This window comes from Cryobacterium sp. TMT1-62, assembly GCF_004403145.1.
Lineage (GTDB): Bacteria > Actinomycetota > Actinomycetes > Actinomycetales > Microbacteriaceae > Cryobacterium > Cryobacterium sandaracinum.
Window position 1 is genome coordinate 26,098 of record NZ_SOGZ01000002.1, and the last position, 26,231, is coordinate 52,328.

Annotated in this window: 25 protein-coding genes, 1 tRNA gene and 2 pseudogenes; 13 read left to right on the plus strand and 15 right to left on the minus strand. The window is 66.6% G+C overall.

Annotated features, from left to right (window positions below):
- Positions 1-142: 142 nt before the first annotated feature.
- The 4 genes from E3T34_RS00175 to E3T34_RS00190 form a co-directional block, all read right to left on the minus strand.
- Entirely contained in the window at positions 143-985 is an 843-nt protein-coding gene (locus E3T34_RS00175) for a PP2C family serine/threonine-protein phosphatase (protein WP_233194172.1), read from the minus strand.
- 44 nt (positions 986-1,029) lie between these two features.
- Positions 1,030-2,055, minus strand: coding sequence for a TerC family protein (locus E3T34_RS00180; protein WP_134341769.1), 1,026 nt, complete (start codon positions 2,053-2,055; stop codon positions 1,030-1,032).
- Between the two features lie 237 nt (positions 2,056-2,292).
- A tRNA-Glu gene (locus tag E3T34_RS00185) sits at positions 2,293-2,365 on the minus strand.
- Between the two features lie 56 nt (positions 2,366-2,421).
- A complete protein-coding gene (locus E3T34_RS00190) occupies positions 2,422-3,321 on the minus strand; it encodes a diacylglycerol kinase family protein (protein WP_134341770.1) in 900 nt (299 codons plus the stop codon).
- Between the two features lie 55 nt (positions 3,322-3,376).
- Between E3T34_RS00190 and E3T34_RS00195 the strand changes: the two genes are divergently transcribed.
- The 5 genes from E3T34_RS00195 (at position 3,377) to E3T34_RS00215 (ending at position 8,864) form a co-directional block, all read left to right on the plus strand.
- On the plus strand, positions 3,377-4,015 hold the full coding sequence (locus E3T34_RS00195; RefSeq protein ID WP_134341771.1) for an MBL fold metallo-hydrolase: 639 nt from the start codon (positions 3,377-3,379) through the stop codon (positions 4,013-4,015).
- A 270-nt stretch (positions 4,016-4,285) separates the two neighbouring features.
- Positions 4,286-5,956, plus strand: coding sequence for a hypothetical protein (locus E3T34_RS00200; protein ID WP_134341772.1), 1,671 nt, complete (start codon positions 4,286-4,288; stop codon positions 5,954-5,956).
- Between the two features lie 195 nt (positions 5,957-6,151).
- Complete coding sequence (locus tag E3T34_RS00205; protein WP_104103010.1) at positions 6,152-6,874, plus strand: ABC transporter ATP-binding protein; 723 nt, start codon at positions 6,152-6,154, stop codon at positions 6,872-6,874.
- A complete protein-coding gene (locus E3T34_RS00210; protein ID WP_104103007.1) occupies positions 6,871-8,172 on the plus strand; it encodes an ABC transporter permease in 1,302 nt (433 codons plus the stop codon). Before E3T34_RS00205 ends, E3T34_RS00210 begins: the two co-directional genes overlap by 4 nt.
- A 14-nt stretch (positions 8,173-8,186) precedes the next feature.
- Complete coding sequence (locus tag E3T34_RS00215) at positions 8,187-8,864, plus strand: TetR/AcrR family transcriptional regulator (RefSeq protein ID WP_370326999.1); 678 nt, start codon at positions 8,187-8,189, stop codon at positions 8,862-8,864.
- 258 nt (positions 8,865-9,122) lie between these two features.
- Here the strand turns inward: E3T34_RS00215 and ald are convergent, their stop codons facing one another.
- Positions 9,123-10,241, minus strand: coding sequence for an alanine dehydrogenase (ald, locus tag E3T34_RS00220; RefSeq protein ID WP_134341774.1), 1,119 nt, complete (start codon positions 10,239-10,241; stop codon positions 9,123-9,125).
- A 357-nt stretch (positions 10,242-10,598) separates the two neighbouring features.
- On the opposite strand from ald, the gene E3T34_RS00225 reads away from it, so the two are divergent.
- Complete coding sequence (locus E3T34_RS00225; RefSeq protein WP_134341775.1) at positions 10,599-11,825, plus strand: CdaR family transcriptional regulator; 1,227 nt, start codon at positions 10,599-10,601, stop codon at positions 11,823-11,825.
- Here the strand turns inward: E3T34_RS00225 and E3T34_RS00230 are convergent.
- The 5 genes from E3T34_RS00230 to E3T34_RS00250 all read right to left on the minus strand — a co-directional run bounded on the left by E3T34_RS00230 (position 11,822) and on the right by E3T34_RS00250 (position 17,082).
- On the minus strand, positions 11,822-13,309 hold the full coding sequence (locus E3T34_RS00230) for an amino acid permease (RefSeq protein WP_104102995.1): 1,488 nt from the start codon (positions 13,307-13,309) through the stop codon (positions 11,822-11,824). The genes E3T34_RS00225 and E3T34_RS00230 overlap by 4 nt on opposite strands.
- Positions 13,310-13,582: 273 nt before the next feature.
- Positions 13,583-14,464: an ABC transporter permease gene (locus E3T34_RS00235; RefSeq protein WP_104102992.1), complete on the minus strand. Its 882-nt coding sequence runs from the start codon at positions 14,462-14,464 to the stop codon at positions 13,583-13,585.
- On the minus strand, positions 14,451-15,434 hold the full coding sequence (locus E3T34_RS00240) for an ABC transporter ATP-binding protein (protein ID WP_233191527.1): 984 nt from the start codon (positions 15,432-15,434) through the stop codon (positions 14,451-14,453). The genes E3T34_RS00235 and E3T34_RS00240 overlap by 14 nt, the downstream gene beginning before the upstream one ends.
- A 10-nt stretch (positions 15,435-15,444) precedes the next feature.
- On the minus strand, positions 15,445-16,626 hold the full coding sequence (locus E3T34_RS00245) for a DUF2092 domain-containing protein (protein WP_134341776.1): 1,182 nt from the start codon (positions 16,624-16,626) through the stop codon (positions 15,445-15,447).
- 132 nt (positions 16,627-16,758) lie between these two features.
- Positions 16,759-17,082 carry a zf-TFIIB domain-containing protein gene (locus E3T34_RS00250; RefSeq protein WP_104102983.1) on the minus strand — a complete coding sequence of 108 codons (324 nt, stop codon included), beginning with the start codon at positions 17,080-17,082 and terminating at the stop codon, positions 16,759-16,761.
- A 471-nt stretch (positions 17,083-17,553) separates the two neighbouring features.
- Between E3T34_RS00250 and E3T34_RS00255 the strand changes: the two genes are divergently transcribed.
- Entirely contained in the window at positions 17,554-17,754 is a 201-nt protein-coding gene (locus E3T34_RS00255; RefSeq protein ID WP_134341777.1) for a hypothetical protein, read from the plus strand.
- Between the two features lie 211 nt (positions 17,755-17,965).
- Here the strand turns inward: E3T34_RS00255 and E3T34_RS16210 are convergent, their stop codons facing one another.
- The 4 genes from E3T34_RS16210 to E3T34_RS16215 all read right to left on the minus strand — a co-directional run bounded on the left by E3T34_RS16210 (position 17,966) and on the right by E3T34_RS16215 (position 21,310).
- A complete protein-coding gene (locus E3T34_RS16210; RefSeq protein WP_134341778.1) occupies positions 17,966-18,223 on the minus strand; it encodes a zinc-ribbon domain-containing protein in 258 nt (85 codons plus the stop codon).
- Positions 18,224-18,622: 399 nt separating this feature from the next.
- Complete coding sequence (locus E3T34_RS00265) at positions 18,623-19,087, minus strand: SRPBCC family protein (protein ID WP_174843111.1); 465 nt, start codon at positions 19,085-19,087, stop codon at positions 18,623-18,625.
- Between the two features lie 8 nt (positions 19,088-19,095).
- Positions 19,096-20,577 carry an NAD(P)/FAD-dependent oxidoreductase gene (locus E3T34_RS00270; RefSeq protein ID WP_134341779.1) on the minus strand — a complete coding sequence of 494 codons (1,482 nt, stop codon included), beginning with the start codon at positions 20,575-20,577 and terminating at the stop codon, positions 19,096-19,098.
- A 409-nt stretch (positions 20,578-20,986) separates the two neighbouring features.
- Entirely contained in the window at positions 20,987-21,310 is a 324-nt protein-coding gene (locus E3T34_RS16215) for a hypothetical protein (RefSeq protein ID WP_241977296.1), read from the minus strand.
- On the opposite strand from E3T34_RS16215, the gene E3T34_RS16220 reads away from it, so the two are divergent.
- Positions 21,303-21,500, plus strand: a complete 198-nt coding sequence (locus E3T34_RS16220) for a hypothetical protein (RefSeq protein WP_241977297.1) — start codon at positions 21,303-21,305, stop codon at positions 21,498-21,500. The two genes, E3T34_RS16215 and E3T34_RS16220, sit on opposite strands and share 8 nt — an antisense overlap.
- Here E3T34_RS16220 and E3T34_RS16225 read toward each other — a convergent pair.
- Positions 21,423-21,770, minus strand: a pseudogene (locus E3T34_RS16225) (arsenic resistance protein); the annotation flags it as partial. The gene E3T34_RS16220 and the pseudogene E3T34_RS16225 sit on opposite strands and share 78 nt — an antisense overlap.
- 101 nt (positions 21,771-21,871) lie before the next feature.
- Here E3T34_RS16225 and E3T34_RS00280 point away from each other — a divergent pair.
- From E3T34_RS00280 to E3T34_RS00300, 5 genes and pseudogenes are all read left to right on the plus strand, one after another.
- Positions 21,872-22,258: a helix-turn-helix transcriptional regulator gene (locus E3T34_RS00280; protein WP_134341780.1), complete on the plus strand. Its 387-nt coding sequence runs from the start codon at positions 21,872-21,874 to the stop codon at positions 22,256-22,258.
- Positions 22,255-24,207, plus strand: a complete 1,953-nt coding sequence (locus tag E3T34_RS00285) for a cation-translocating P-type ATPase (RefSeq protein WP_134341781.1) — start codon at positions 22,255-22,257, stop codon at positions 24,205-24,207. Before E3T34_RS00280 ends, E3T34_RS00285 begins: the two co-directional genes overlap by 4 nt.
- Entirely contained in the window at positions 24,204-24,386 is a 183-nt protein-coding gene (locus E3T34_RS00290; RefSeq protein WP_134341782.1) for a hypothetical protein, read from the plus strand. Before E3T34_RS00285 ends, E3T34_RS00290 begins: the two co-directional genes overlap by 4 nt.
- 314 nt (positions 24,387-24,700) lie before the next feature.
- Positions 24,701-24,987 (plus strand): annotated as a pseudogene (locus E3T34_RS00295) (winged helix-turn-helix domain-containing protein).
- Entirely contained in the window at positions 24,980-26,224 is a 1,245-nt protein-coding gene (locus E3T34_RS00300) for an MFS transporter (RefSeq protein ID WP_134341783.1), read from the plus strand. Before E3T34_RS00295 ends, E3T34_RS00300 begins: the two are co-directional and overlap by 8 nt.
- Positions 26,225-26,231 lie beyond the last annotated feature (7 nt).

Consider the following 26,231-nt stretch of genomic DNA (forward strand, 5'->3'; position numbering starts at 1 on the left):
GAGGCCTCAGAACTGGGACTCGTCGCGGCAGGGAAGAGAGGGTCGACGCAGCAGCACCCTGACAGGCTAACACTGTGCGTGTGCGAGCTTTGCCTGACGCCCCTCATTCGAGGGTGCTTTCCGCTGTGTCCACGACGTCACTCTATCTGTGACGCGCTGCTTCGCCCGTGTCGGCGGTGTCGTCCTGCTCAGGGTTGCCCAGTTCCGACTCCACATAGACGACCGTCACGTTGTCGTGTCCGCCGCGGGCCAGAGCCGCGTCGACAAGCACGTCTGCGCGGGACCGGCTGGGCAAGCTATCACCGTCATAGGATGCCAGGATCTTCGCGATCTCGGCCGCGCCGAGTTCCTTGGTCAGTCCGTCGGAGCAGATCAGGAACGCGTGCCGCCCGGACGCCGGTAGCAGCCACACGTCGGCGTCCACGGACTCGTCGGCGCCGATCGCGCGGGTGATCACGTTGCGTTCCGGATGCTGCTCCGCCTCGTCACTGGAAATGAGACCCGCGTCGACCATCTCCTGCACAGCGGAATGGTCGACGCTCAGCTGCGCCAACGTGTGCCCGTCCCAGGTGTAGACCCGCGAGTCGCCGACGTTGAAGGCCATCCAGTGGAAGCCGACGTCGTCGCCGGCGTCGACGAACGCGATGCCCGACAGCGTCGTACCGGACACCGCGGTGCCGTAGTCGTCGACGGCGCTGAGGTCGCGCACCGCATCGTTCGACGAGTGGATGGCGTCGAGCACGCGTTCCGGGGTCGAAGGTGCGTCGCAGGCGATGTGTTCCTCGAAGACCCGCACGACTGTCTGGCTGGCCACGTCGCCCTGGGCATGACCACCCATGCCGTCGGCGACCAGGAAGACCGGGGCCTGGGCCAGGAAGCTGTCCTCGTTGACCTTGCGCTCGCGGCCGACGTCGCTCCGGGCACTGAACACGAACCGCGCACGGGTTGCGGGGAGCACCAGTTCGCTCTCACTCTGCGAGGCCACGTCAGCTCCTGTGTTCGAGTGCGTGCGAGGCACGTCGGCGAATGTCACTCCTCGACGAAGTGGGGGATTTCCTCGGCGAGGGTGTGACCGCGCCGGCGAGCATCCCGCCGAGCCTTAATCAGGCTGGCGATGGTGGCCACGGCCATGGAAACCACGATCACCCCGAGAGAAGTCCAGGTGTCGATCTCCGGAGCCCAGCCCACGCCCTCGCCGCCGTTGATGAAGAAGACCTCATTGTTGTGCAGGGCATGGAAGACAAGCTTGACGCCGATGAAGAACAGGATGAATGCGATCCCGTAATTGAGGTATTCGAGGCGTTCGAGCAGCCCGCCCAGCAGGAAGTACAGCTGACGCAGCCCCATCAGGGCGAACACGTTCGCGGTGAACACGATGAAGGGGCTCTGCGTGATGCCGAAGATCGCCGGGATGGAGTCGAGGGCGAAGACCAGGTCGGTGGTGCCGATCGCGAGGAGCACGATCAGCATGGGGGTGAAGACCTTCTTGCCGTCGACCAGGGTGCGCAACTTCGAACCGTCGAAGGTCGACGAGATGTTCATGTGTCGGCGCAGGTAACGGATCAGCCCGTTGTCGGCCTCGTCCACGTCGGGCTCTTTTGCGACCGCCTGGTGCACGGCCGTGTAGAGAAGGAACGCGCCGAAAATGTAGAAGATCCAGCTGAAGTTCTCGATCAGCTGGGCTCCGAGCAGGATGAAGATGCCGCGCAGCACCAGCGCGATGATGATGCCCACGATCAGCACCTCCTGCTGGTACTTCCGGGGCACCGAGAACCTCGCCATGATGATGACGAAAACGAACAGGTTGTCGATGCTGAGGCTGTACTCCGTGAGCCAGCCGGCGAGGAACTGCCCCGCGTGCTCGGCGTCGCCCAGGACCAACATCAGCAGGGCGAAGATCAGGGCCAGTCCCACGTAGAAGGCAACCCACAGGCTGGCCTCGCGCATCGAGGGCACGTGCGGCCGCTTGAAGACGATGAGGAGGTCGGCAACCAGGATGAGCGTCAGGACGACGAGCGACCCAATCTCAAACCAGAGCGGGAGAGCAATTTCCATGCGTGTAGAGCCTTTCACTGAAGGGGATGCTGGAGGCAGCAGGAAACCTGAGAGTCTCTCCCGTATCGATGGATCGATACCGCCGTGTCGGGCCCCTGCGACGCGGCCCGTGTTGACGTTCACGGCGAGGTGCCCGAACGGGCACGGGGACAGTCCCCTTCACTCCGTGGAGTCTACCGGGGTCTCGCTTAAATAAGACACCCGGTGCCCCTCGAAAAGAAGGAAACCGGGCTGGTGTGACCCCAGCGGGATTCGAACCCGCGTTACCGCCGTGAGAGGGCGATGTCCTAGGCCGCTAAACGATGGGGCCGTTTTGCAACTCATTCAATATGCCACACGCCGATAGCTAAAACCAAACTGAGCGGCTCAGGCGTGCACGAGCAGGGCTTTGGGTACCACGTCGACCTGCACCGGCATTGCCCCGACCCTCTCCCCGTCGGCGTAGGCGGCGACCCGGTCGGCGTCGATCCGGATGCTGCAACACCGGGTGATTTCCACCTGCGGCAGGGTTGTATGCGTGCCCGAGAATACCTTCGGGAAGACGCGGAGGAAACCCGCCCGCGACAGCGGGGCCACGATGAAGAGGTCCAGCAGGCCGTCGTCGATCACCGCACCCGGAACGACGCGCATGCCGCCGCCGATCGACACGTTGTTGGCTACGGAGATCAGCATGGCCCGCATCCGGCGTGGCCGGCCGTCGACGGTCAGCCGGTAGGAGATGGGCCGAAACGTCGTCAGCACCAGCAGGATGGCCAGGGTGTAGCGGCTCTTCCCGCGGGGCCGGCGCATCCGGTTGGCCCGTTCGTTGACCACGGCGTCGAACCCGGCCGAAAGCACGCCCGCGAACCAGATCGTCGTGTCGCCGCACCGCACCCGGGCGGCGTCTATGGCCCGCGGCGGGCGGATGAGGGCATCGAGCAGGTGACGGATGGCGGCATCCGTGTCGTCGACCGGGATCCCCAGCCCGCGCGCGAGGTCGTTGCCCGTGCCGCACGGCACAATGGCCAGGAATCGACTCGTACCGGCCAGGAGGTTGGTGCCAAGGCTGACCATCCCGTCGCCGCCGACGACCACGAGCGCGTCGACCCGCGACACCAGTGCGCCCTGGACGTCGCGGCGAAGCGCGTCGAAGCTGGGGGCGCTCAGACTGGTCACCTGGTGGCCGGCCACGACCAGGGCCTGGGCAACCCGAGGGCCGACGTCCCTGCGGCGACCGAAAGCGGCGGCGGCGTTGATGGCGACGACGAGGTGAAGACATGGAGGCACCGCTCCAGTATGGTCTCAGCTTGCAGCGCTCTGGGATTGGGTATTAGCTCAATCCATGAAACTGACGAAACTCGAGCACGCGGCTTTGATTCTTGACAAGGCCGGCCAGAAGTTATTCATCGATCCCGGCTCGTTCACGAGCCCGCTCACCGACACCGCCCGGGCCGTCGCCGTCGTGCTCACCCACGAGCACCCCGACCACTGGACCCCGGAACAGCTGGACCGCATCATCGCCCTGAACCCCGACGTGGCGATCTTTGCCCCGGCCGGGGTCGCGGCCGCCGCCGCCGGCTATCCCGTGACCGTCGTCAGCGCGGGCGACACCGTGGAGGCCGGGCCGTTTCGGCTGCGCTTCTTCGGCGGCACGCACGCCATCATCCACAAAACGATCCCGGTGATCGACAACCTCGGCGTGCTCGTCGACGAGGAGCTCTACTACGGCGGTGACTCGTTTGCGATTCCGGAAGGCGTGACAGTGCAGACCCTCGCCGTTCCGGCCGGCGCGCCCTGGCTCAAGATCAGCGAGGTGATGGACTACGTGCTGGCCCTCGAGCCGCGCCGCACCTTCCCCACCCACGAAATGGGACTCTCCCGGGGCGGCAAGGAACTGTCCAACGCCCGGATTCAGTGGGCCACCGAGCAGAACGGCGGCGACTTCTTCCCGCTCGAGCCGAACGAGTCCCTTGACCTGTGATGTTTGACGCTCCTCTCGGGGGGTAGCCCTGTAGGAATCCCACAAACGATATATAGTCAGCGCGGAATGCGTTAGCCCTGGCCCCGAACTTTTCCGGGCTTCGGTTCGTGGCTTCTCCCCACTGCTACGGTCGTGTCACTTCGGCGCGCCACCGTGCCGCACGGCCGTGAACCACCGGCCGTGACGTCGGAGTCTGACCGCGCACCGCACACCACACCACGCGAGTTCCGGCATGCCCGCATGCCTGCTCACGTCTTTCAAGGAGCCTCAATGACGAGATCTGACCGTGCACTATCCCGCCCAGGCACCATTGGCATTCGCTCCATTGTGGCCGGGCTCAGCCTCATGCTGGTCATGCTGCTGACGTTCTTCTTCCTGACCACCGGGCGGCTGGCCAGCGGCGCCGGAGAACTCTCCACCGGAGCCGTCACGGTGGAAACCGGCTCCCTGAAAGTCACCGGCGGCGCGGCACAACTCGCCGTGGGCGCCGAGACGCTGTCGGAGGGCGCGGCCGCCGCGGCCGCCGGTGCGACCGACCTCCAGGCCGGGGCGACCCGGGCCAACACGGGCGCCATCAGCCTGGCGACAGGTGCGGCGAACACTTCGGCCGGCGCCGGCACCCTCCTCGACGGAGCACTCACGAGCGTCAGCGGCAGCACCAGGCTGGTGCTCGGCGCCGAATCGGCCGCACGGGGCGCGGAGACGCTGTCCGTTGGCGCCGCCACCGCCGCCAGCGGAGCGAGCGCTCTCGCCGCCGGTGCCGGAGCTGCTGCGACCGGTGCGGCGACTCTCGCCGCCGGCGTCGCCACAACAGGGACCGGCGCCATAAAAGTCTCCGCCGGCGCAACGCAGGTTGCCGCGGGTGCGGCAACCGTGGCCACCGGCGCCGGCCAGGCTGCCCTCGGCGCCAGGACGGCTCGCGACGGCTCGGTCCTGCTCGCCGTTGGAACGGCATCCGCCGCCCAGGGCACGAACCAGGCCCGGCGCGGCGCCGAGGCCCTCGCGCTGGGGGCGACCGAGCTCAGCGACGGAGCCCGCAGCGTCGCTGCGGGAGCCACGGGGCTGGATGCCGCACTCGCCACCCTGGCCGACCAGGTCGAGGCGGACACGATCACCCCGGACGCCCTTCTGGCCACTCTCCAGGGGCTGAGCTCCGCCGCCTCCAGCCTGCACACGGGCACCACGGGGGTTGAGTCCGGGGCTGTTGCCCTTCGGGACGGTTCGGCCGTCCTCCGCGACGGCTTGACGCCCCTGAGCGAGGGCACTGCGGTGCTCCAGACGAGATCCGCAGAACTGCGCGACGGGCTCACAACCCTCGCCGCCGGCGCGGCCCAGGTGTCCGGCGGAGCTGCCGCGGTGGCCGCGGGGACAGGTGCCGTCGCGACGGGGGCCTCGGAACTCCAGGTCGGTACGCAGGCCCTCACCGCCGGTTCCGAACGGGTTGCGGCCGGCACCAGCGTGGTTTCCACCGGTGCAAGCTCCCTCCAAGGCGGCACCAGCCGAGTAGCCGCCGGCGCCTCGTCGTTGTTCACGGGAGCGACGACCCTGGCAACTGGCGCTGTGAGTCTCGCCGACGGCGCAACCCGCATCTCGGTCGGCGCCGGGTCATTGACCGACGGCACGCAGACCCTCGCGGCGGGGGCGTCCACGCTGGTCGCCGGCACCACTGCGCTCGAAACCGGGTCCACTGCCCTGGCCGAGGGCACCGAGAAGGTGTCGGACGGATCCGGGACGCTCCTTGACGGTGCGAACACGCTCGCCGCCGGCACCGCCGAGCTGAGCGCCGGCTATGCCAAGGTGGCCGCCGGTTCAGGCAAGCTGGCCGATGGCGCCGAGACGCTGAGCTTCCATCGCTCGGCTCCCGGGATCATGGTCCTGATCGGATTGGTCCTGGCAGGGGCAACCGTCTGGCTGATCCGCCGCCTGAGAATGGGGCGCTGACCGAGAACCGATAGGCATCGGGGCCTGGATCCACTGATCCGGGCCCCGCTTTGTCCGGCCCAAAACCAAAGAAGGGAATGCACCGCCCCTGCACAGGGCGCACCCAGCTGACGCGGCATCGGTGCAGCTACTGTAATTTTGATGGCTCTGCACACGTGCGACCCGATGACTTCTCCCCCGAAGGATGCTGCCCCTATGACTGTTCCCGTTCTCTCGGCCCAGAACATCGGCAAGTCCTATGGGAGCGGGGCGAACCGTTTCGACGCGCTCAAGGGAGTCTCCGTCGACATCCGCGCCGGTGAATCCGTCGCCATCGTCGGCAAGAGCGGGTCCGGCAAGTCCACGCTCATGCACCTGTTGGCGCTGCTAGACGACCCGGACAGCGGCGCGCTGCTGGTCGAGGGAACGGATGCGAAGAAGCTCAAGGGCAAGGAGGTGAACCGGCTTCGTAACCAGGACTTCGGGTTCGTCTTCCAGCAGTTCTTCCTCACCGCCAATGCGAGTGTGCTCGAGAATGTCGTGCTCCCCCTGAAGATAGCCGGGGTCAGCCCGAAGGCGCGCAGGGCGCGCGGAATGAAGGCCTTGGAGCAGTTGGAGCTGGCCGACAAGGCGAAGAACAAGGCCATGAACCTCTCCGGCGGGCAGAAGCAGCGCGCGGTCATCGCCCGGGCCCTGGTCAACAACCCGAAGGTGATCTTCGCGGACGAACCGACCGGCAACCTCGACACGGCCACCGGAGCCGTCGTCGAGGACATCCTCTTCTCCCTCAATAAGGACAAGGGCATCACGCTCATCATCGTCACCCACGACATCGATCTCGCTGCCCGCTGCGACCGCCAGATCTTCATCCGGGACGGGATCGAGGACGTCACCAGATCTCCTGAAGCCATCTCGAAGCCCGAGGGAGCGCGCGCATGAAATTCGTCGACATCATCACATCCGCGATCGCGAACAGTTTTCGCAGCAAGCTCCGCACCGGCCTGACCGTCATCGCCATCTTCATCGGCGCGTTCACGCTCACCATCACCAGCGGCATCGGCACCGGGGTGACGAGCTACATCAACAGCCAGGTCTCGGCGATCGGTGCGGCGGATGTGCTCACGGTCTCCAAGACCGACGACGCCGCGGCGACGGAGAGCGACGGACCGGCGGCGTATGACCCGGAGAAGGCCACCACGATCAGCCTGGGCAACGGCTCGCGCCCCGGTAGCACCATCCAGGCGCTCACCGACGCCGATCTCGACACGATCAAGGCCACCAGCGGCATCCTCGGCGTCGACCCGGCGGTGCAGGTGACGCCCGACTTCATCGAGTACGACGGCAGCGGAAAGTTCGAGCTGACCGTGAACGCGCCCGCCACTCTCACCACGGCCGACCTGGCGGCCGGGGCTCAACTGGACAACGAGAGCGCCACCGACCAGCTTCTGCTGCCGACCACCTACCTCGACGCGCTGGGCTTCAGTACCCCGGAGTCGGCCATCGGCCAGACCGTCTCCATCGGCATCACTGATTTCGCGGGCACCCCGCAGCAGGTTCCGGCCACCATCGTCGGCGTGCAGAACGAGACCATCCTTGGCGCTGGGGCCGGCCTCAACCAGCCGCTGACGGACCGGCTGCACGACGTCGAACTCGCCGGCACCCCCGCCGGGGCACCACAGAGCTACGCCAGTGCGACCGCCCGGTTCGACCTGGACGCCTCCGACGAGGAGATCGTCGCGATCAAGGCCGACCTCGCCGACCAGGGCTACGCCTCGCAGACCGTCGCGGACCAGATCGGCTCGTTCGAAACCGTGATCAACGTCATCATCGGCGTGCTCAACGCCTTCGCCGTGATCGCGCTGATCGCCGCCGGCTTCGGCATCATCAACACGCTGCTGATGAGCGTGCAGGAACGCACCCGGGAGATCGGGCTGATGAAGGCTATGGGCATGAACGGCGGCCGTGTCTACGCTCTGTTCAGCACCGAGGCCGTCTTCATCGGCTTCCTGGGCAGCGCCCTGGGCGCGCTCGTTGCGGTGGGCGTCGGTTCGGTGATCAGCAACATCCTCGCTACGACCGTGTTCGAGAACCTGCCCGGACTTCAGGTCGTGCAGTTCGCGCCGAGTTCGATCGCCATCATCATCGGCGTCGTCATGTTGATCGCCTTCCTGGCCGGTACCCTGCCCGCCCGGGCCGCGGCGCGGCAGAACCCGATCGACGCCCTGCGGTATGAGTAGCACGGGTCCGAGCGGTGCGGGCCCGAACGGCCCCGGTCCGGCCGGCCCCGCCGCCGACCTGGGGCTGCGCGCCCGCAAGCGCGCGGCCACCCAGTCGGCGCTGGAGCGGGCCGCCATCTCGCTGGCGCTCGANGGCGCTCGAGCACGGCTACGACCGGGTGACGGTCGACATGATCTGCGAGGCGGCCGTGGTCTCGCCGCGCACCTTCTTCAACTACTTCGGCACGAAGGACGGCGTGTTCCTCGGCGGCGCGCCGCCTCAGCCGACGGATGCCGAGCACCAGGCGTTCGTGCACGGCACCGGCCGGGACGTGCTGGGCGACCTCGTCGAAATGATCGCTGCCGCCGTGGCCGACCACTCCCCCGACACGGAACTTCTCCGTAGCCGCAGGATGCTGATCGAGCGCACCCCGGAACTCCTCACCGGGGAGACGTCCCGCATCGCGGAGCTGGAGGCGCATCTGGTGCAGCTGGTCCTCGACCGCTTCCACGCCCAGGGGCGCACCGAGACGGGCACCCCCGATCTGGCCGACGAGGCCAGAATGGTCGTCGCCCTCGCGGGCAGTGTCATGCGCTACTCGATGCAGAAGTGGTTCTCCGGCGGCTTCACCGGCAGCCCCGGCGAGTTACTGCACCACTCCCTCGCCCTGGTGCAGCGCCTGACGGGGACGGCTGTTCCGGCGCCCCGCTAAGCTAACGGGCGCCGCAGCGTCGCAGTGCCAGCAACGGGCATCCATCGTGACGTAATCTCGGAGATTTTCGGGAAACCCCGGTTTTCGCGCCCGGCTGAGCGGCGTCTTGCGAAAATCTCCGAAGTTAGCGCGGGGTGGCGCACCGGGTCTCGACGAGCTCGAGCGCCGAACGGGAGCCTCCGGACGTCGGGTCGCCGCCTCTCGACGAGCCCGACCACCGGTTGCTCGACCGGTGGCAGGCCAGGAACGCTCGCGGCGCTACGCGGTGACGAGCTCGCGCCAGTCGGCCAGCGGCAGGCCGTGGGCTTCGGACACGGAACGGTTCGTGACCGCTCCGGCGGCGACGTTCAGGCCGAGGGCCAAGGCGTCATCGCGCTCGAGCGCCGCCTTCACGCCAAGGTTGGCCAGTGAGAGGGCGTACCGCAGGGTGACGTTGGTCAGCGCGTAAGTCGACGTGTTCGGCACGGCGCCGGGCATGTTGGCAACGCAGTAAAAGATCGAGTTGTGAACGCGGTAGGTCGGGTTTTCGTGCGTGGTCGCGTGGGTGTCCTCGAAGCAGCCGCCCTGGTCCACGGCAATGTCGACCAGCACGGAGCCGGACTTCATGCGCGCCACGAGAGCGTTGGTGACCAGCTTCGGGGCCTTGGCGCCCGGGATCAGCACGGAGCCGATGACCAGGTCGGCATCCGTCACGGCATTCTCGATCTCGTAGGAGTTGGACGCGACGGTTTTCAGCCGGCCCTGGTACTGCGCGTCGAGCTGGCGCAGCCGGTCGATGTTGATGTCGAGGATCGTGACGTCGGCGCCGAGGCCCATTGCCATGGCGGCCGCGTTGGTGCCGGCGACGCCGGCGCCCAGCACGACGACCTTCGCGGGGCGCACCCCGGGCACGCCGCCGAGCAGCACGCCCTTGCCGCCGGCCGGGGCCATCAGGGACTGCGCGCCGACCTGCACGGCCAGTCGGCCGGCCACCTCGCTCATCGGGGCCAGCAGCGGCAGCGCGCGGTTGGCGGTCTGCACCGTCTCGTAGGCGATGGCGGTGACGCCGGCTTCGGCGAGGGCGCGGGTGAGGTCGGGCTCGGCGGCCAGGTGCAGGTAGGTGAAGAGGATCAGACCCTCGCGGAAGCGGTGGTACTCGGAAGCGACCGGTTCCTTAACCTTCATCACCATGTCGGCGCGGGCCCAGATCTCGTCGGCGGAGTCGACCAGCTCGGCGCCGGCCACGTGGTACTCGTCGTCGGTGATGTGCGATCCGAGGCCGGCACCCTTTTCGACCAACACGGTGTGACCGGCGGCCAGGAACTCGTGCACGCCCGAGGCTGTGATGGCTATGCGGAATTCGTTGTTCTTGATTTCCTTGGGTACACCGATGATCATGGCCGACTCCGTTGCTCAGTACTGCTCAATTGAACTTGTGACAGGGGGCTGCGGCGCCACTTTCGACAGTGAACCGCAGCGGGGTCAAGACTAAATCCACCAATTCGGCCCGAACCGCACGCCGCCGTCGGGCCTGAGGTCCAGCGGCGGAGACCGATGCCGACAACGGCTCCACCGCAGCATAAATAAGCCTCGCGTTCAGGGGTTTTCCTGGTGATCCCGGTCGGCTTCGCTCCGGACCGCACCGGTCACCGAGATGGGGAACCGCTTTGTCACTCGACAGTTGTCGCGCGTCAACCCGGCAAGCGTCGCCTGATGTCCGTTTCCGGCCTGCTCCGGCCCCCTAACATTGAGCCAATGAGAACCGCGGAAATCGAAGACCTGGTCGAACACCTCGCGGCCGGCCTGGACCGCGCCCTCTCGCTCGAGGATCTCGACGGAGGCCTGCTGGCGTACAGCCGGGACCAGCCGCTCGCCGACAGCGTGCGGGTCAATTTCCTGTTGAGCAAGAAGGTGCCCGCCGACGTCAGCGCCTGGCAGTTGCAGCACGGAATCAGCACAGCGGTCCGTCCCGTCGCCGTCCCCGCCAACGCCGCGCTGGGCATGCTCGGCCGCGTCTGTGTGCCGCTGATGGTGCGGGGGTTCCGGGTCGGCTACCTGTGGGCGATGCAGGGGTCGCACGACGAATCCCCGGAGGCGATCCTCCGTGAGCTACCCGCCGTGCGCGGCCAGCTGGACCGGCTGGCCGAGACTTTGCTCGACAGCAACACCGCCGAATCCGAGCACCGCCGGAAACGTGAGGCCCTATTCCTCGCGGCCTGCCAGGCGGAGACATCCGCCATCGAGGAGATCGCGGGCTGGCCGCAGATTCATGGGACCGGCCCGTGGCATCTCGCCACCCTGATGCCCCGCCCCGTCGAGCAGGCCGACGGCGGCGACGCCACGCCCGATTTCGCCGCCGGCGTTCTGCTCCAGCGGATCTCGGCGCTGCACGCTACGGTCGGCATCGACGCGGCCCGGTTCAGCGCCGGCACCGAGACCCACGCGGTTGTGCTGCTGCGCGATTCAGCGGGCAAGGTGGCACACACCGAGATGCTTCACCGCTATCGGTACGAACTCGCCCGGCGCGGCGGCACCCCCGAACGCCCCGACCTGATGGGCTTCAGCGAGGTGTTCACCGATCTCAGACGGTTCCCGGATGCCTACATCCAGTCCCGCAAAGCGGTGCAGGCCGCCGCCGTCGACGCCCGGTTGGGCACCATCGCCGATTTCCGCCAGATCGGCGTCTACCAGTTCCTCGCGGCCAGCAGCCGCAACCTTTCCCCCGTGGAATCGGTCTACTTCGCCGAGCTGCGGGACTTCGACGACAACCACGAGTTGCTTCCGATGCTGGAACTGCTCTACGACACCGACGGGTCGGTTCAGGATGTCGCGGCGGCCCTGCACCTGCACCGCAGCAGCATCTACAACCGGCTGGCGAAGATCCGCACCCTGATCGGCGCTGACCCGCTGGGCGGCCAGGTGCGGCTGGAACTGCACCTCGCGATGAAGGCAGACCGCTGGTCGCGGCGGCCGCGGATCTAGCGCCGGACGAGCGTGGCCTTCTCTGCTTGAACGTCGGCCTTCCACTCCACGATCCGGGCCTGCTGCAGCGGCGCCTTGCGGTTGACGTACCACGCGGCGCCGAGGGCCAGAAACCAGACCGGGGCCACGACCAGCGCGAGGCGCGTGTCGTCAGCCTGGCCCAGGGCCCAGAGCATGAAGGCGAAGAACGCCAGCACGACCCAGGGCATGAACCGAGCGCCCGGCATCCTGTATTTCGAGGCGGCGTGCAGGTGGGGACGGCGGCGCAGGAAGGCGAGGTAGCTGACCATGATGATGGACCAGACGAACATCGTCAGCACAGATGCCACCGAGGTGACAAGCGTGAAAGCGCCCATGAAGGAATCACCCGTGTACAGCAGCACCAGCCCGGCCAGCAGGAATATGCAGGAGAACAGCAGGGCGTTCCTCGGCACCTTGCGGCTGCTCAGCGTGCCGAAGGTCTTCGGGGCATTGCCGTCCTGCGCGAGGCCGTAGACCATCCGGGAGGTCGAGTAGATGCCGGAGTTGGCACTCGAGGCGGCGGAGGTGAGCACGACCAGGTTGACGACGATGGCCGCGACCCCCAGCCCGGCGAGGGCGAACATGCCGATGAAAGGGCTGCTGCCTTGGTCGATGGTGCGCCACGGGTTGACCGACATGATGATCACCAGGGCACCCACGTAGAAGAGCAGCAGCCGCAGCGGAATGGTGTTGATGGCTCGGGGCAAGTTCTTCTCCGGGTCCCTCGTCTCCGCGGCCGCGGTGCCGACAAGCTCGATTCCGGCGAAGGCGAAGATGGCGATCTGGAAGCCGAGCACGAAGCCGGCGACGCCGTGCGGGAACATCCCGCCGTCGTTCCAGATGTTCTCGAAGCCGGCCACGGCACCCGACGGGGAGGTGAAGTGCGTAATGATCATTACCAGGCCGGTTCCGATCAGGGCCACGATGGCGGCGACCTTGATCAGCGCAAACCAGAACTCGGCTTCACCGAACGCCTTGACGCTCGGCAGGTTGAGCAGGATCAGCGCAACCGGAGTGAGTAGCGCGGGGATCCACAGCGGCGTGCCCGGTGCCAGCACGTCGACGTAGCCGGAGATGGCCACGATGTCGGCGACGCCGGTGACCACCCAGAACGCCCAATATGACCAGCCGGTGAAGAAGCTCGCCCACGGGCCGAGCAGGTCACCGGCAAAGTCGCTGAACGACTTGTAGTTCAGGTTGGACAGCAGGATCTCGCCCATGGCCCGCATCACGAAGAAAAGCATGAAGCCGATGATCATGTAGACGAAGATCACGGCCGGCCCGGCGAGGGAGATGGTCTTGCCGGCGCCCATGAATAGCCCGGTTCCGATCGTGCCGCCGATGGCGAGCATCTGGATGTGCCGCCGACTCAGCGAGCGAGCAAGGCTCGGATCCGCGTGCGAGTCTCGGGCTGCGGCCCCGGTAGGTGAGGTTCCGGGTACCGCGGTGGTGCGTTCAGGCATGGGGCTTCTTCCTCAAAACGGCACAGACGCAGCCACCCAGAGGACGACCGTGTCAACCCGTTGGGGCCTCACGGTTGTGAAGCGGCCCGACTCGGGTTCTGAAGTAGCAACGCTACGTCCTCGGGCGGGCGTCCCCCGAACCCGGGTGGCAGCCGAGGCGCACCCCAGCCCGCACCCCGCGGCCGCGGGCCAGACCTGATCGACAGGTGTCGAGCATCCGCGGGCCAAACGTCGTCGGCTGTTCGGGCGTGGTGATCCCAACCGGACACAGGGTTAGGACAAGATGTCTTTGGTGGAGAACCGGCCGTAGGCCAGGGTACCGAACACGGCGATGTAGCCCAGTTGCAGGAGCACGTTGTCGCCGAACGAGCCCAGGTCCATGGGCTGCCGCAACAGGTCGGCGAAGCCCAGCCAGTAGTGGCTGAAGAGCCACGGATCCAGCCACGACAGTTGCGGGAGCACGTCGAGGATCTGCACGACGACCGATACCACGACCGTGGCGGCCATCGCCCCCACGGGAACATCGGTGAGGGTGGAGATGAACAACCCGATCGCCGCGAAGCCGAGCAGTGAGACTGTCACGTAGAGCGAGATCAGCCCGGAGCGCAGCAGCGATTCCGGCACGCTGATCACATCGCCCGAGAGCAGTGTCACCGGCCCGACCGGGAACAGTGCGGCCCCGATCAGGGTCCCGGCCACCGCAAGGGTCAACGTCGCGGCCAGGCAGAACACGGCGACGCCGGCGTACTTGACGAGTAGCAGGCGCAAACGCCCGGCCGGGGCCACGAGCAGGTAGCGCAGGGTGCCCTGCCCGGCCTCCCCCGCGATGGTGTCGCCGGCGACGACGCCGATGGTGAGCGGAAGGAACAACGGGATGGCCACGATCATGGCGGTGAACGCCACGAACAGGCCGTTCTGGGTGACCCGGTCCAGGAAGGGCGGGCCCTCTCCCGGTGCCAAGGTCTCCGACGAAAGCCGCACGGCGACGGCGAGCAGGATGGGGATGAGAGCGATGGCGACCAGCATCGCCCAGGTGCGGCGGCGGCGGAACAGCACCGTTAGCTCGGAGCCGAGCAGGGCCGGTCCGGCTGATCGGCGCCTGCTCGGAACGCCGTTGCCCGACACCTTCGAGCTCGCCACGCTATTGGAGGACATCGAAACCTTCTCCGGTCAGGGCCACGAAACGTTCTTCCAGGCTGGATTCCTCGATCAGAAAACCGCGCACGCGCACGCCACCGGCGACGAGAGCCGTGACGATGGACTCCGGCTGCCCGGTCAGGTCGACCGACATTTCTCGGGGCAGCGGAGCCGCGACCCAGGGGTCCTGCTCGGGCACGTCGCTGTGCACGGGTGCCAGACCGAGGCCGGTCAGCACGGCTGCGGCCGCGGCGGCATCCGGTGTGCGCACGCGGACCCGCGTCTGGCCCACGTGGCGCAGGTCGGCCAGCGTGCCCTGGGCCACGAGGTTGCCGCCGCTCATCACCGCGGCGTGAGTGCACATCTGCTCCACCTCGGCGAGCAGGTGGCTCGAGACGAAGACCGTGGTGCCCTCGGCCGCGAGCGACCGCACCAGGCTGCGCACCTCGCGGGTGCCCTGCGGGTCGAGCCCGTTCGTGGGTTCGTCGAGCACGAGCAGCTCGCGCGGCTGCAGAAGCGCGTTGGCGATGCCGAGGCGCTGCTTCATGCCCAGCGAGTAGGCAGCTACCTTCTTGCCGGCGGCGTGGGTCAGGCCCACGCGCGCCAGCGCCTGCTCGACCCGGGCGCCTCGCGTGCTAGACGGCGCGTTGCGGTCGGCGGTGTCGAGCCGGCGCAGGTTGGCGGCTCCGGAGAGGAATGGGTAGAACGCCGGCCCCTCCACGAGGGCGCCCACGCGCGGCAGCACCGCGTGCAGACTGTCGGGCATGCTCTGCCCCAGCACGCTGATCTGCCCACTGCTGGCCTGGGTTAGGCCGAGCAGCATGCGGATGCTGGTGGTCTTACCGGAGCCGTTCGGCCCGAGGAATCCGAAGACCGCTCCGCGCGGGACGGCCAGGTCGATCTCGTTCACGGCGATCTGCTCGCCGAAGCGCTTGGTGAGACCCCGGCTCTCGATCGCGAGATCGGGAGCCGGGGTTGCGGCTGTCACTGTGTCGTGATCACTGGGCGGCGGCGGCCTGGAGCATCTCCACCGGAACGGATCCGGCGAAGACACGGCCGTCATCGGCGAGAAACACGTTGACCAGGGCTGTTGAGAATAGTCGCCCACCGTCGACCGCGGTCGCCAGTTCCGACATGAGCGGGTTGGCGTTGAGTTCGGACGGAACGGATGCCGCGGGCACTTCGACGATGGCGTCCCAGCCGCTTCCCGTCACGAGGGGAAGCTTCTCAGCCGGAATCTCAGGCTTGGCCTGGTCGGCGGGCATCTCGGTCATCTCGGGCATGACCGGAAGGGCGACCTCTTCGACGGTGGTGCCGGCTGGCGGGCTGAAGTCGAACAAATCGGCGGACGGGGTGCTGAAGTCGACGGCGGTGAAGCCGACCTGAAGAGCGGGGTCTTCCTGGCCGTCGGCGCGCACGGTGACTTGCAGCGGCACCCCTGTCTCAGAGTCGACCGAGATCGACACCGATTCGACCAGGGTCCGTGTGGTCTTGGGGGTGAGCACCAGCTCATAGGCCGTGCGACCGGCCACGGTGCCGTCGGTGCCGACCGAGACGGTGGTGCTCGGGTCGATCTCGCTCAAAAAGCGCTCGGCAACCTGCGAGGGCGTCGACAGGCCGGCCGGGGCAGAGTCAACTATTTCGGCGAACTTCGCCTCGGCGATGGCCCGGGCGTCGGCGGGGATGGTCAGGTGGCTGGCGGTGTTGGTCTTGGAGTCGTAGGTCCATACATCCGTGCCGTTACTCACCACGTTGCGTTCGGCCATGCGGTCCTGGATCTGCACGCGGGCTTTCGCGGGGCCGTCGGAGTCACTGCCGTCCACATGAATGCGGGCCGTGTGCGAGCCGCTGAAGAGTTCCATCACGGAGGCGAGCGCTCCGGTGGCCGCCGCCCCCGGTTCGGTCTTACCTTCCGGTGCGGATTCAGCCATCGAGTCGCTCATGGACTCGGACATGCCGGCGCTCAGGTCGATGTCGGGTAGTCCCAGCTCGGCTGTTTTCTCGACGGTGCCGGAGAACGCACTGATGGTGCTGTCACTGACCATGAGTAGCACTTGCTCGGGCGTTTTGTCGGGCAGATCGACGGCTGCACCGGCCTGCAGAGGTAGCGCAATCACACCGGCGGCGATGACAACCGGAACGACGATGGCGGGAAGCCACTTGGTTGAATTGCGTGACATGATCAACGACCTGTTCCGAAACGATTCATATCCTGATGCTACGCCGGGGCTCTGACAGTCGGCTCGGAATCCCGCTGGGAGGTTGCTCACAAATAGAGACGCCGAGCCGTGAGCGGGTGAGCCCGCGAACGTCTAACCGAAGAGTTCGCCGAGCCAGTTCTCCTTTTTCTTGGGACGGTACCCGTCACGATTGTCGTAGCCACGGTCTCGGTCGTCATAACTCCGGTCGCGCTCGCCGTACTGCGCGCGGTTGCGGGTGTCCGGATACGGCTGAACCGGTGCCCCGGCGACCGGTGGGACCGGCGCTGCCTGGGCGGCTTCCTTTTCCACGCGGTCGAGGATCTTGTCGAGTTCGCCGCGGTCCAGCCACACGCCGCGGCATTCGGGGCAGTAGTCGATTTCCACACCACTGCGTTCGCTCATCACGAGGGTGGTTGAGTCATTTGGGCACTTCATAAGATTCCTCCAGGACGTCGTGGACTTTCGATCCTAGACGCCCGACCGGACTGATCCTGAGAGTCGTCGGATGACAGAAATCGTCCCTATGGATGTTCACGGGCGCTCGCGGTGGTGTGAGGGGAGTGCGCACCAATCGCTTTCGGCGGTAACGGTTTCACGGATGGACAACTCCGTCCTGAACGAATTCGACGGATACAGCAGGGGAGCCGAGATTTTGCCAAAATTTGCCGAAAATCCGCCCGAAATGCAGTTTCACACGAGAATCTCCGTCGAATTGGTTCGAGACCGAACTCGGCGCTCCGCGGATGATGAACAGCCTCTCTACCGCCGTCGCGCTCGTGTTCAGTCGGACTGGCCGACGCGAAGACCGGATATTACGCCCGGCAGGGCCCCGTCTGGCTGGTCACCTTCCTCAAGGCCGCGCCCGGACGATCCATCAACGACGAAGTCGTCTTCGACCACCTTGACGTGTTCGGATGGAGCGATGGCCAACGGCGAGAGATCGACGACCACCACACCCTTCAGCTGGTCGACGTCGCCACTGCGACCGGGGCGTGGAACACGATGAGGGATGTCGACGCGCCTGCGGCACCAGAAGATCTCAGCAACGCCCTCGACTGCAACCCGATCGCACGTCACTCCCTCGACGCCTTCTCCCCATCGGCCTGACAGTCGACGTGCCATCCGCGACGAACCAAAAGCAGCGAATAGACGGACCACCATTGCAATGCGGTCGACTCAATCGAACCATTTCCCGAAGGACTTCGGGCGTTGCTCTCCGAACCAGGCCTGTCCGTCGACGATGACCGCGTCCGTGTGATCTGCCAGTGCGCAGCGGCACGGGCTCAGGGCAGACAACTATTCGCTGTTTCGAACTTTCCTAGCCTTCTGCGGCCCGTGATGTCGCCCAATCCAATGAGTGCCGAACCTGGGTGGCGGTGAGTCGTGTGGTGCCACCGCAGTTGGTGCACTCGTTGGCGTACGACCTGGCAAGGGGAAACAATGGCACTAAGAACAGCGTAAACTTCGTCGACTTTTTCACCACCCGCTGCTGGGCCAGAGTCCCACAATATCCGCACACAAACGAGACAACATTTATCACGGCACGATGCGCACGCGTGCCGAAGAGAAGGAACACGATCTACTTCCCCGATTGCGCGGCGGGATCGGACACGGAGTCGGACTTCTTATGTCGAGGCCGGTCGAACTCATCGGCGTCTAAACGATTCGGGATGGTCACTTTTTCGGGTTCCCTGCGGTCATACGGGACTGCGCCGGCAGATGATTGATGACGTTTGACATTGTGGTCCTTCCAGGTGCACATGGAACGGCTCGACTCTCTTCACCGCGGCCGCGGCAGTGCCGTCAATAATATGTTGGCCCGTCCCATCCGAGGGACATGCCGCAGACACCTCACTGGGTAATCTGCTGGCCGAGGCACCCGTGACCCGGCTGTTCCTGTCCGCTCCAGCGTGCTGGGACTGGGACTGGGACTGGGACTGGGTCATCTCAATCATGGCCGCGGTACCGGGGGTGGTCACGCGTCGGTGAGCGCTCTCGGGCCCCTCTCGGCACCGCCCTCGGCCCGGAAAGCGAGCCGGCGCAAAGTCTCCACGTTTCGCGTACTGATGGCCGGGCCGCGCAGGAAGGAGGGCACGAACCGGCCGGGGTCGGCGGTGGCGTCCTCGGTGATGCGCACGACGCATCCGCCACCTCGTGCCTTCACATCGAGGGCCACGTGGAACTCCCCGATCGGCCAGCCACGGGCCGTGAACAGCGCGTGCCTAGGTGATTCCCACTCCAGAGCAGAGGTGGAGTCGTCGATCAGAGCCGGCCAGACGCCCACCGAGTGATGGATGGAGCTTCCGGCTGTCGGCCAGGCCGCGTCGACAGCCCGCATGCGGGAGGCTGCGACGACCCAGCTCGGGTACAGCCAGACGTCAGCGAGGACGGCGAAAACGGTCTCGGGCGTACAGCTCATGGTGCGGTAGGTCACGGCCACTGTGTCACCTATTTCTGGTTAGTCGGGGAAAGATCGGGGGCTGTGCGCACCCCGAGGTCGTGTCGAAGAGCGCTCAGGGCCGCGTACCAGCCGGCCAGGCCGTGCACGCCGGGGCCCGGCGGTGTGGACGACGAGCACAGGTACACGCCGCTCAGGGGGGTGCGCCAAGGGTCAGTGGACAGTACCGGGCGGCGCACGAGTTGGGTCAGACTCACCTCGCCGGCCGAGATGTCACCGCCGACGTAGTTGGGATTGAGCTGTTCCATCTCCGTCGCGGTGCGACCGGCGCTGGCCAGGATCGTGTCACGGAAACCCGGGGCGTAGCGCTCGATCTGGCGCACGATCGCTTCGGTCTGGTCGATGGTTGATCCGCGCGGAACATGGGTGTACGCCCAAAGAGTGTGCTGACCGGCCGGCGCGCGACTGGGGTCGGTGCCGCTGGGCTGGGACACGAGAACATACGGCTCCTCGGCGTGTCCGCCGCGCGCAACGGTGTTCTCGGCTCGCCGGATCTGAGCCCGAGTGCCGCCCACGTGCACGGTGCCAGCCGCCCGCACCCCGGCAGCCTGCCAGGGCACCGGACCCGAAAGCGCGAAGTCGACCTTGGCGACGCCGTTTCCGTACCGGAAGGCGCGCAACCGTCGCGCGTAGGCGCCGGGAAGCTCGCCCTCGGCGAGTCGCAGGAGCGCACGCGGCGTCAGGTCAAGCATCACCACGCGGGCCGGCGGCAGTTCGCTCAGCCGCCGCACCTCGGTCGACGTGACGATCTCACCGCCATGAGCGAGCAGATCGTCGACCAGCGCGGTCACGATCGCGCCGCTGCCGCCGACCGGTATCGGCCAGCCGCCCGCGTGCGCATACGTGGCGAGGGTGAGGCCCGCACCGGCTGTGACGATGCTCGGCATCGACCTGATCGTATGGGCGCTGACGCCGGAGAGCAGGGCAGGCGCGGCTTCGCCCGAGAAGCGCAGGCCCCAGAGCGGGCTGCCCTGTTCGAGGGAGCGTAAGCCGAAGCGTAGCGCGGTGACCGGATGCTTCGGCAGTCGCAGGAGCTGCGCACCGGTGAACTGAGCGACCTGCTCGGCATGCGCCACGAGGGGCGCAAACAACCGCTGCCAGGCCGCGCCGTCCCTGCCCAGTTCGGCGACGGTGCGCGTCAAGCTGCGGTAGGCGAGGCCGGCGGTGCCGCCCGGCAGCGGGTGGCCGTAGGAAACCTTGGGAATTGCCAGTTCGATCCGATCCGCGAGCCCAAATCGTTGAAAGAACTCCGAAGCCAGCGCGAGTGGGTGCACGGCGGAGCAGACATCGTGGTGGAAGCCCGGCAAGGTCAGTTCTGCGGTCGCGGCGCCGCCACCGACGCCGGCGGACTTCTCGTAGACGCGCACAGAGAATCCGGCCCGGGCGAGGGTGACCGCGGCGGCGAGGCCGTTGGGCCCGGAGCCGACCACGATCGCATCAACTTCCGGCACTCCTCGGCGCGCAGTTACCATGTCACTCTCCACTCGTCATGGGAAGAGTCTTCCCTAGTGCCCTGACGTCGTTCACAGACACCATGCCGACGACAGCGATTGAGTGTCCCCGGTGCGAACAGTGTGACTGGAAATACGCAAATCTCAGGTTTTCATAAAAACTCACGGTAGTGCTGAGGTGCCTGGACTCGAACCCAAAAAACTGACAGTAGTCTCGGCCGTGCGGCCCACCCGCTCCAGGGGCAAAATGCCGCGGATTTCCGCGGTTTTGATGTGGCAAGTGCACGCGCTGGCACGGACGAATACGGGCCAACTCTGGTCACGCCAAGGGGTCTTCGGTGCGTTTCTGGTCACATCCTCGCGCGTGTTGTACACAGAGTGAAAGGCCTCTCATAGACCGAAGGCGGCACTGGATGCGCCGCCACATCCGTCATCGATGTGCGATTTTGTCGGCGGCTCGACGCTGGCCGGTGAGCCGAGGTACGAGACGCACATGGATCACCATGCCGACCAGCTCCACGAGGGTCTGGGTCACCACGGCCAGTGCGGCCACGGACAAGGACTCCGGTAGCGCAAGTGCCAGAGGGAGCACCACCAGGGAATTGCGGACGGACCCGCTGAAGACGAGCGCACGAGTCGCCGGCACGTCCAGGCGTGCGAGTCGATTCGCTGACAACCCGACGACGACCATGATGACCGGGAACGCGATGTACAGCACCACCACCAGCAGAAGCGAGGCAATCCGCGTGCCCACCGCCGCGATCTGGGATCTGCTCAGCTTCGATTGCCCGGCCGAACCGGTGCCGACGGCCAACCCATTGAACCGTGACCGCAGCCAGCAGGGAAATCACGATCAGGACGAGGAACGCCTCGAGGAACGGCTCGATCTCGATCATCGAGACGGTGTTCGGGCCGGCGAACAGCAGCAGGTAGATGGGAAGTAGAACAATCTGTAGAAGCATCAGCAGAGGTGTGGCCGCCAGGAGTCGTTCACGTGCCCCGCCGGCCAGACCGGTGAACCCGATCACATAGTCGACACACGGAGTCAGCAGCACGAGCGGGGCACCGAGGAGCAGTGCCCGGGCGCCGGCAACGAATCGTGACGGGCCGAACGCGACCACCGGAACGACGATGAAGTCGACGGCAATCGCGGTGCCCAGAAAACGGATGTCCACAATCCGCCGGCGCTCCATCCACCGCACGGGTCCCGCCATCGTGGATACGCACAACGCCCTTACCCTCGCGTCGGATGGGGCGATGTCCGACTCCCGGCGGTGAGCGAAGAAGGATCCACCTTGAGCGCTATCATCGTTTAATGACGATCAAATCTTCGGTTCTGTCCGATGGGTGCGAGCAACGCAATCCTGCGGCGGCGCTGTTCCACTCCCTCAGTGACCCAGCCCGGTTGAGCATTGTGAAGCGAATGGCCGGCGGCGAGGTACGGGTCAGTGACCTTACCGACGAGCTGGGCCTCGCCCAGTCCACGGTTTCGGCGCACGTTGCGTGCCTGCGTGAGTGCGGCCTGGTGGAAGGCCGTATGCAGGGCCGCAGCGTGTACTACTCGCTGTCTCGTCCGGAGCTGATTGACATGCTCGCCCAGGCCGAGGTTCTACTCGCCGCAACCGGCAACGCGGTCAGCCTGTGCCCGATCTCCGGCACCGGCAGTACCGGCGTCCCCCTGACAAAGAAGCGCACACCATGAGTGCTACCTGCGGTTGCAGCGACGAGAAAAACGGGACCAAGGCATCCGAAGAGGAGGAGACCGCCAGTTTCTGGCAGGTGAGCGAGATCCGGGCGGCGGCAGCCTCCGGTGCACTTCTCCTTGCCGCGTGGATCGTCTCGCTGACCGGCGGCCCCCAGGGGCTGCTGCTACCGCTGGAAATCATGGCGCTTCTGATTGCCGCCTGGACATTTGTTCCGTCCACCCTCCGACGACTGCTCAAAGGCAAAATCGGGGTCGGTACACTGATGACGATCGCCGCCGCCGGCGCGGTCGCGCTCGGGCAGTTCGAGGAAGCAGCGATGCTGGCATTCCTCTACGCGATCTCGGAAGGGCTTGAGGAATACTCCCTGGCGAAAACCCGCCGCGGTCTGCGCGCACTGCTGGACCTGGTCCCGGTTGAGGCGATCGTCCTGCGCGACGGCGCCGAGGTCACCGTCGCCCTGTCAGCACTCGCCCCCGGCGACCGCATGGTCGTCCGGCCCGGGGAACGTCTAGCCACCGACGGGAGGATCATCATCGGCCGCACGTCCTTGGACACCTCTGCGCTCACCGGAGAGTCCGTCCCCGTCGAGGCGGGACCGGGAACCGAGGTCTATGCCGGGTCCATCAACGGCACAGGCCCGCTCGAAGTTGAGGTCACCAGCACCGCTGAGAACAACTCGGTGGCCAGGGTCGTTCAGATCGTGGAGGCCGAGCAGTCCCGCAAGGGGCCCGGTCAGCGGCTGGCCGACTCGATCGCCAGCAAGCTGGTTCCGGGCATCCTGATCGTTGCAGTCCTGATCATCATCTTCGGCTTCATCGTCGGCGAACCACTGCTGTGGTTCGAACGTGCGCTCGTCGTTCTGGTCGCCGCCTCGCCCTGCGCCTTGGCCATCTCTGTCCCGGTCACCGTGGTCGCCTCCGTCGGCGCCGCCAGCCGCATGGGCGTTCTCATCAAGGGCGGGGGTGCCCTGGAAACCCTCGGCCGGATCCGCACCATCGCATTGGACAAGACCGGAACCCTCACCCGCAACAAACCCGCCGTGACCGATGTCGCCACCACCGGATCCGCTTCCAAAGACGATGTCCTCTTCCTCGCGGCCGGTCTGGAATCCCGCAGCGAACACCCCCTCGCCCACGCCATTCTCGCCGCGGCTCCGGACCGGGCGTTTGTCACCGACGTGGATACCGTCCCCGGCGCCGGCCTGGAGGGCCGGGTGGACGGGCGACGTGTACGTCTCGGCCGGCCGGGGTGGATCGATGCCGGCCCCCTGGCCGCCGACGTCCAGCGGATGCAACAGGCCGGCGCCACCGCTGTCCTCATCGAGGACAATGGGCAGGTCATCGGCGCCATCGCAGTCCGTGACGAGCTGCGTCCCGAAACCCGGCAGGTCATAGACCGGCTGAGCGCATCCGGATACACCACGGTCATGCTCACCGGCGACAACCTGGTCACCGCCACCGCCTTGGGGAAGGCTGCGGGCATCACCAAAGTCCACGCCGACCTCCGCCCCGAGGACAAAGCGGAAATCATCCGCACCCTCAAAGCCCGCCAGCCCACAGCCATGGTCGGCGACGGCGTCAACGACGCGCCGGCCCTCGCAACCGCCGACACCGGCATCGCCATGGGCGCCATGGGCTCCGACGTCGCCATCGAAACAGCCGACATCGCCCTGATGGGCGAAGATCTGAACCACCTACCACAGGTGCTCGACCACGCGCGGAGAACCTGGAGCATCATGCTCCAGAACGTGGGCCTGTCCCTGCTGCTGATCGCCGTGCTCATTCCCCTGGCACTATTCGGCACGCTCGGCCTGGCCGCCGTGGTCCTGATCCACGAACTGGTCGAAATCGTCGTGATCGCCAACGGCGTCCGGGCGGGCCGGCTGAGCCGCACAACCGCGCTGGGAGCCGCGCAGTCCGCCCCAGCACTGGAAGCGGCAGCGTGAACGCCGAAGCCACGCTCTCGCGCGGGGTGGCCCCCGACCTGGGGTTGATCAGCATCCGGCTTCTCTACAACCCCCGCGCGTCCGCCGGGACGGCACGAGGATTCAGGTCCGCGCATATCGGCTGGGTGGCCGTGCGGGCCGCGACCGACGCGGCGATCAACGCGCCTTTGGTCCCGTAGACCATTACCGCGATCACCGGTCTGGTCAATGCAGCGCTGACCGTGTACACCATCCCTTCGGCGCTGGGCATGTCAGGACCTTCCACGCAGGCACGGCCCAGCGATTCAGCGGAGACGCCAGAAACTTCATCGACCGGCTCGACAGGTGGACACTCGTAGCCTGGCCGTATCAGCCACCGCAACGTGCTCGCCCGTGTGTAACACACTGCGCATGAATGCATGAGGATGGTTGCACACTCGGCCCAGAAAGTGAGTGAGTCGAGTTGGCCGTGGAGGTCTTCGCGATGCTCGCCGACGCCACGCGCATCCGGGTCATACTCGCGTTGCGGGACTCGCACATTCGGTGAACCAACTGGCGAAAATCGTCAACAAGTCCCAGGCCGCCGTATCGCAGCATTTGGCGAAGCTGCGCCTCGCCCGCATCGTGACTACCCGGCGCGAAGGAACCAGGGTGTTCTATCGCCTCGCAAACGAGCACGCCCGCCAGCTTGTCCCCGACGCCATCTTTCAGGCCGAACACGCCCTCGATGGCGTTCCGGCCCACCACCGGAACCCGCACGACACCGCCAGCACAGACCTTGAGGTGGACGCGCATGCGTGACGTGTTGCGGAACACCGCCTACCGAAAACTGTTCAGCGCCCAGGTTGTGGCGCTGATTGGCACCGGCCTGCTCACCGTCGCACTGGGGCTGCTCGCCTTCGATCTGGCCGGCGGGGATGCCGGCATCGTCCTGGGCAGCGCCTTGACGATCAAGATGCTCGCCTATGTGGGCGTCGCCCCGGTCGTGTCCGCGCTCACCAGCCACGTCCCCCGCAAGGTGCTGCTGGTGTCCTCAGATGTTCTCCGGGCCGGGGTTGCGATCTCGCTCCCGTTCGTCACCGAGGCCTGGCAGATCTACCTTCTCATTTTTGTGCTGCAGGCCGCTTCCGCGACCTTCACGCCCGCGTTCCAGGCGCTGATCCCGGATGTTCTTCCTAAGGAAAGCGAATACACGCGGGCGTTGTCGCTGTCCCGTCTGGCCTACGACCTGGAATCCCTGCTCAGTCCCATCCTGGCGGCCGCGCTCCTGATCGTGATCAGCTACCATTTCCTGCTCGTGGGAACAGCGCTCGGCTTCGTCGGCTCGGCCACACTCGTGCTCTCCACCACCCTCCCGGCGATGAGATCCACCGCAGCCGCACCGTTCGTCGACCGGCTCACTCGAGGCGTGCGCGTGTTCTGGCGCACCCCGCCGCTCCGTGCACTGCTCGCGATGAACAGCGTCGTCGCCGCGTCTACCGCGATGGTGATCGTCAACACCGTCATCCTCGTGCACAACAGCCTCGAACGAACCCAGGTCGATTTCGCGATCACCCTCGCCTGCTACGGACTCGGCTCCATGCTCGTCGCCCTCAACCTGCCGCGGGTGCTGGATCGCTATCCGGATCGACGCGTGATGCTGACCGGATGCGCCATCCTCCCGAGCGGGCTCGTCGCCGTCGCGCTGCTGGTCCTGGCTCAGGACTCCGCGCCGGCCTGGCCCGGCGTGCTCACGGTCTGGTTCGTTCTCGGCGCCGCGACCGCACTGATCCTCACGCCGTCGGCCCGGCTCCTCCGCCGCTACTCCGACGACACCAACCGGCGAGCGGTCTTCGCCGTCCAGTTTTCGCTCTCCCACGCCTGCTTCATCATCACCAACCCGCTGGCCGGGATCCTCGGGGCAACGCTCGGACTTGCCCCGACTGCCCTCGTCCTGGCCGCTATCGCCGTACTCGCCGGACTCGCCGGACTCGCCGGGCTCGCGGCGGTACGGTCGTGGACATCGGCGTCAACACGGCTTCAGAAGGCCAATAGGTGAAGGACTA

Excerpts from the sequence above, each read along its gene's own strand:
- E3T34_RS00180 (WP_134341769.1), bottom strand. The coding sequence starts at position 2,055 with ATGGAAATTGCTCTCCCGCTCTGGTTTGAGATTGGGTCGCTCGTCGTC.
- E3T34_RS00195 (WP_134341771.1), top strand. The coding sequence starts at position 3,377 with ATGAAACTGACGAAACTCGAGCACGCGGCTTTGATTCTTGACAAGGCC.
- E3T34_RS00200 (WP_134341772.1), top strand. The coding sequence starts at position 4,286 with ATGACGAGATCTGACCGTGCACTATCCCGCCCAGGCACCATTGGCATT.
- E3T34_RS00205 (WP_104103010.1), top strand. The coding sequence starts at position 6,152 with ATGACTGTTCCCGTTCTCTCGGCCCAGAACATCGGCAAGTCCTATGGG.
- E3T34_RS00210 (WP_104103007.1), top strand. The coding sequence starts at position 6,871 with ATGAAATTCGTCGACATCATCACATCCGCGATCGCGAACAGTTTTCGC.
- ald (WP_134341774.1), bottom strand. The coding sequence starts at position 10,241 with ATGATCATCGGTGTACCCAAGGAAATCAAGAACAACGAATTCCGCATA.
- E3T34_RS00225 (WP_134341775.1), top strand. The coding sequence starts at position 10,599 with ATGAGAACCGCGGAAATCGAAGACCTGGTCGAACACCTCGCGGCCGGC.
- E3T34_RS00230 (WP_104102995.1), bottom strand. The coding sequence starts at position 13,309 with ATGCCTGAACGCACCACCGCGGTACCCGGAACCTCACCTACCGGGGCC.
- E3T34_RS00235 (WP_104102992.1), bottom strand. The coding sequence starts at position 14,464 with ATGTCCTCCAATAGCGTGGCGAGCTCGAAGGTGTCGGGCAACGGCGTT.
- E3T34_RS00245 (WP_134341776.1), bottom strand. The coding sequence starts at position 16,626 with ATGTCACGCAATTCAACCAAGTGGCTTCCCGCCATCGTCGTTCCGGTT.
- E3T34_RS00250 (WP_104102983.1), bottom strand. The coding sequence starts at position 17,082 with ATGAAGTGCCCAAATGACTCAACCACCCTCGTGATGAGCGAACGCAGT.
- E3T34_RS00270 (WP_134341779.1), bottom strand. The coding sequence starts at position 20,577 with ATGGTAACTGCGCGCCGAGGAGTGCCGGAAGTTGATGCGATCGTGGTC.
- E3T34_RS00280 (WP_134341780.1), top strand. The coding sequence starts at position 21,872 with ATGACGATCAAATCTTCGGTTCTGTCCGATGGGTGCGAGCAACGCAAT.
- E3T34_RS00285 (WP_134341781.1), top strand. The coding sequence starts at position 22,255 with ATGAGTGCTACCTGCGGTTGCAGCGACGAGAAAAACGGGACCAAGGCA.
- E3T34_RS00300 (WP_134341783.1), top strand. The coding sequence starts at position 24,980 with ATGCGTGACGTGTTGCGGAACACCGCCTACCGAAAACTGTTCAGCGCC.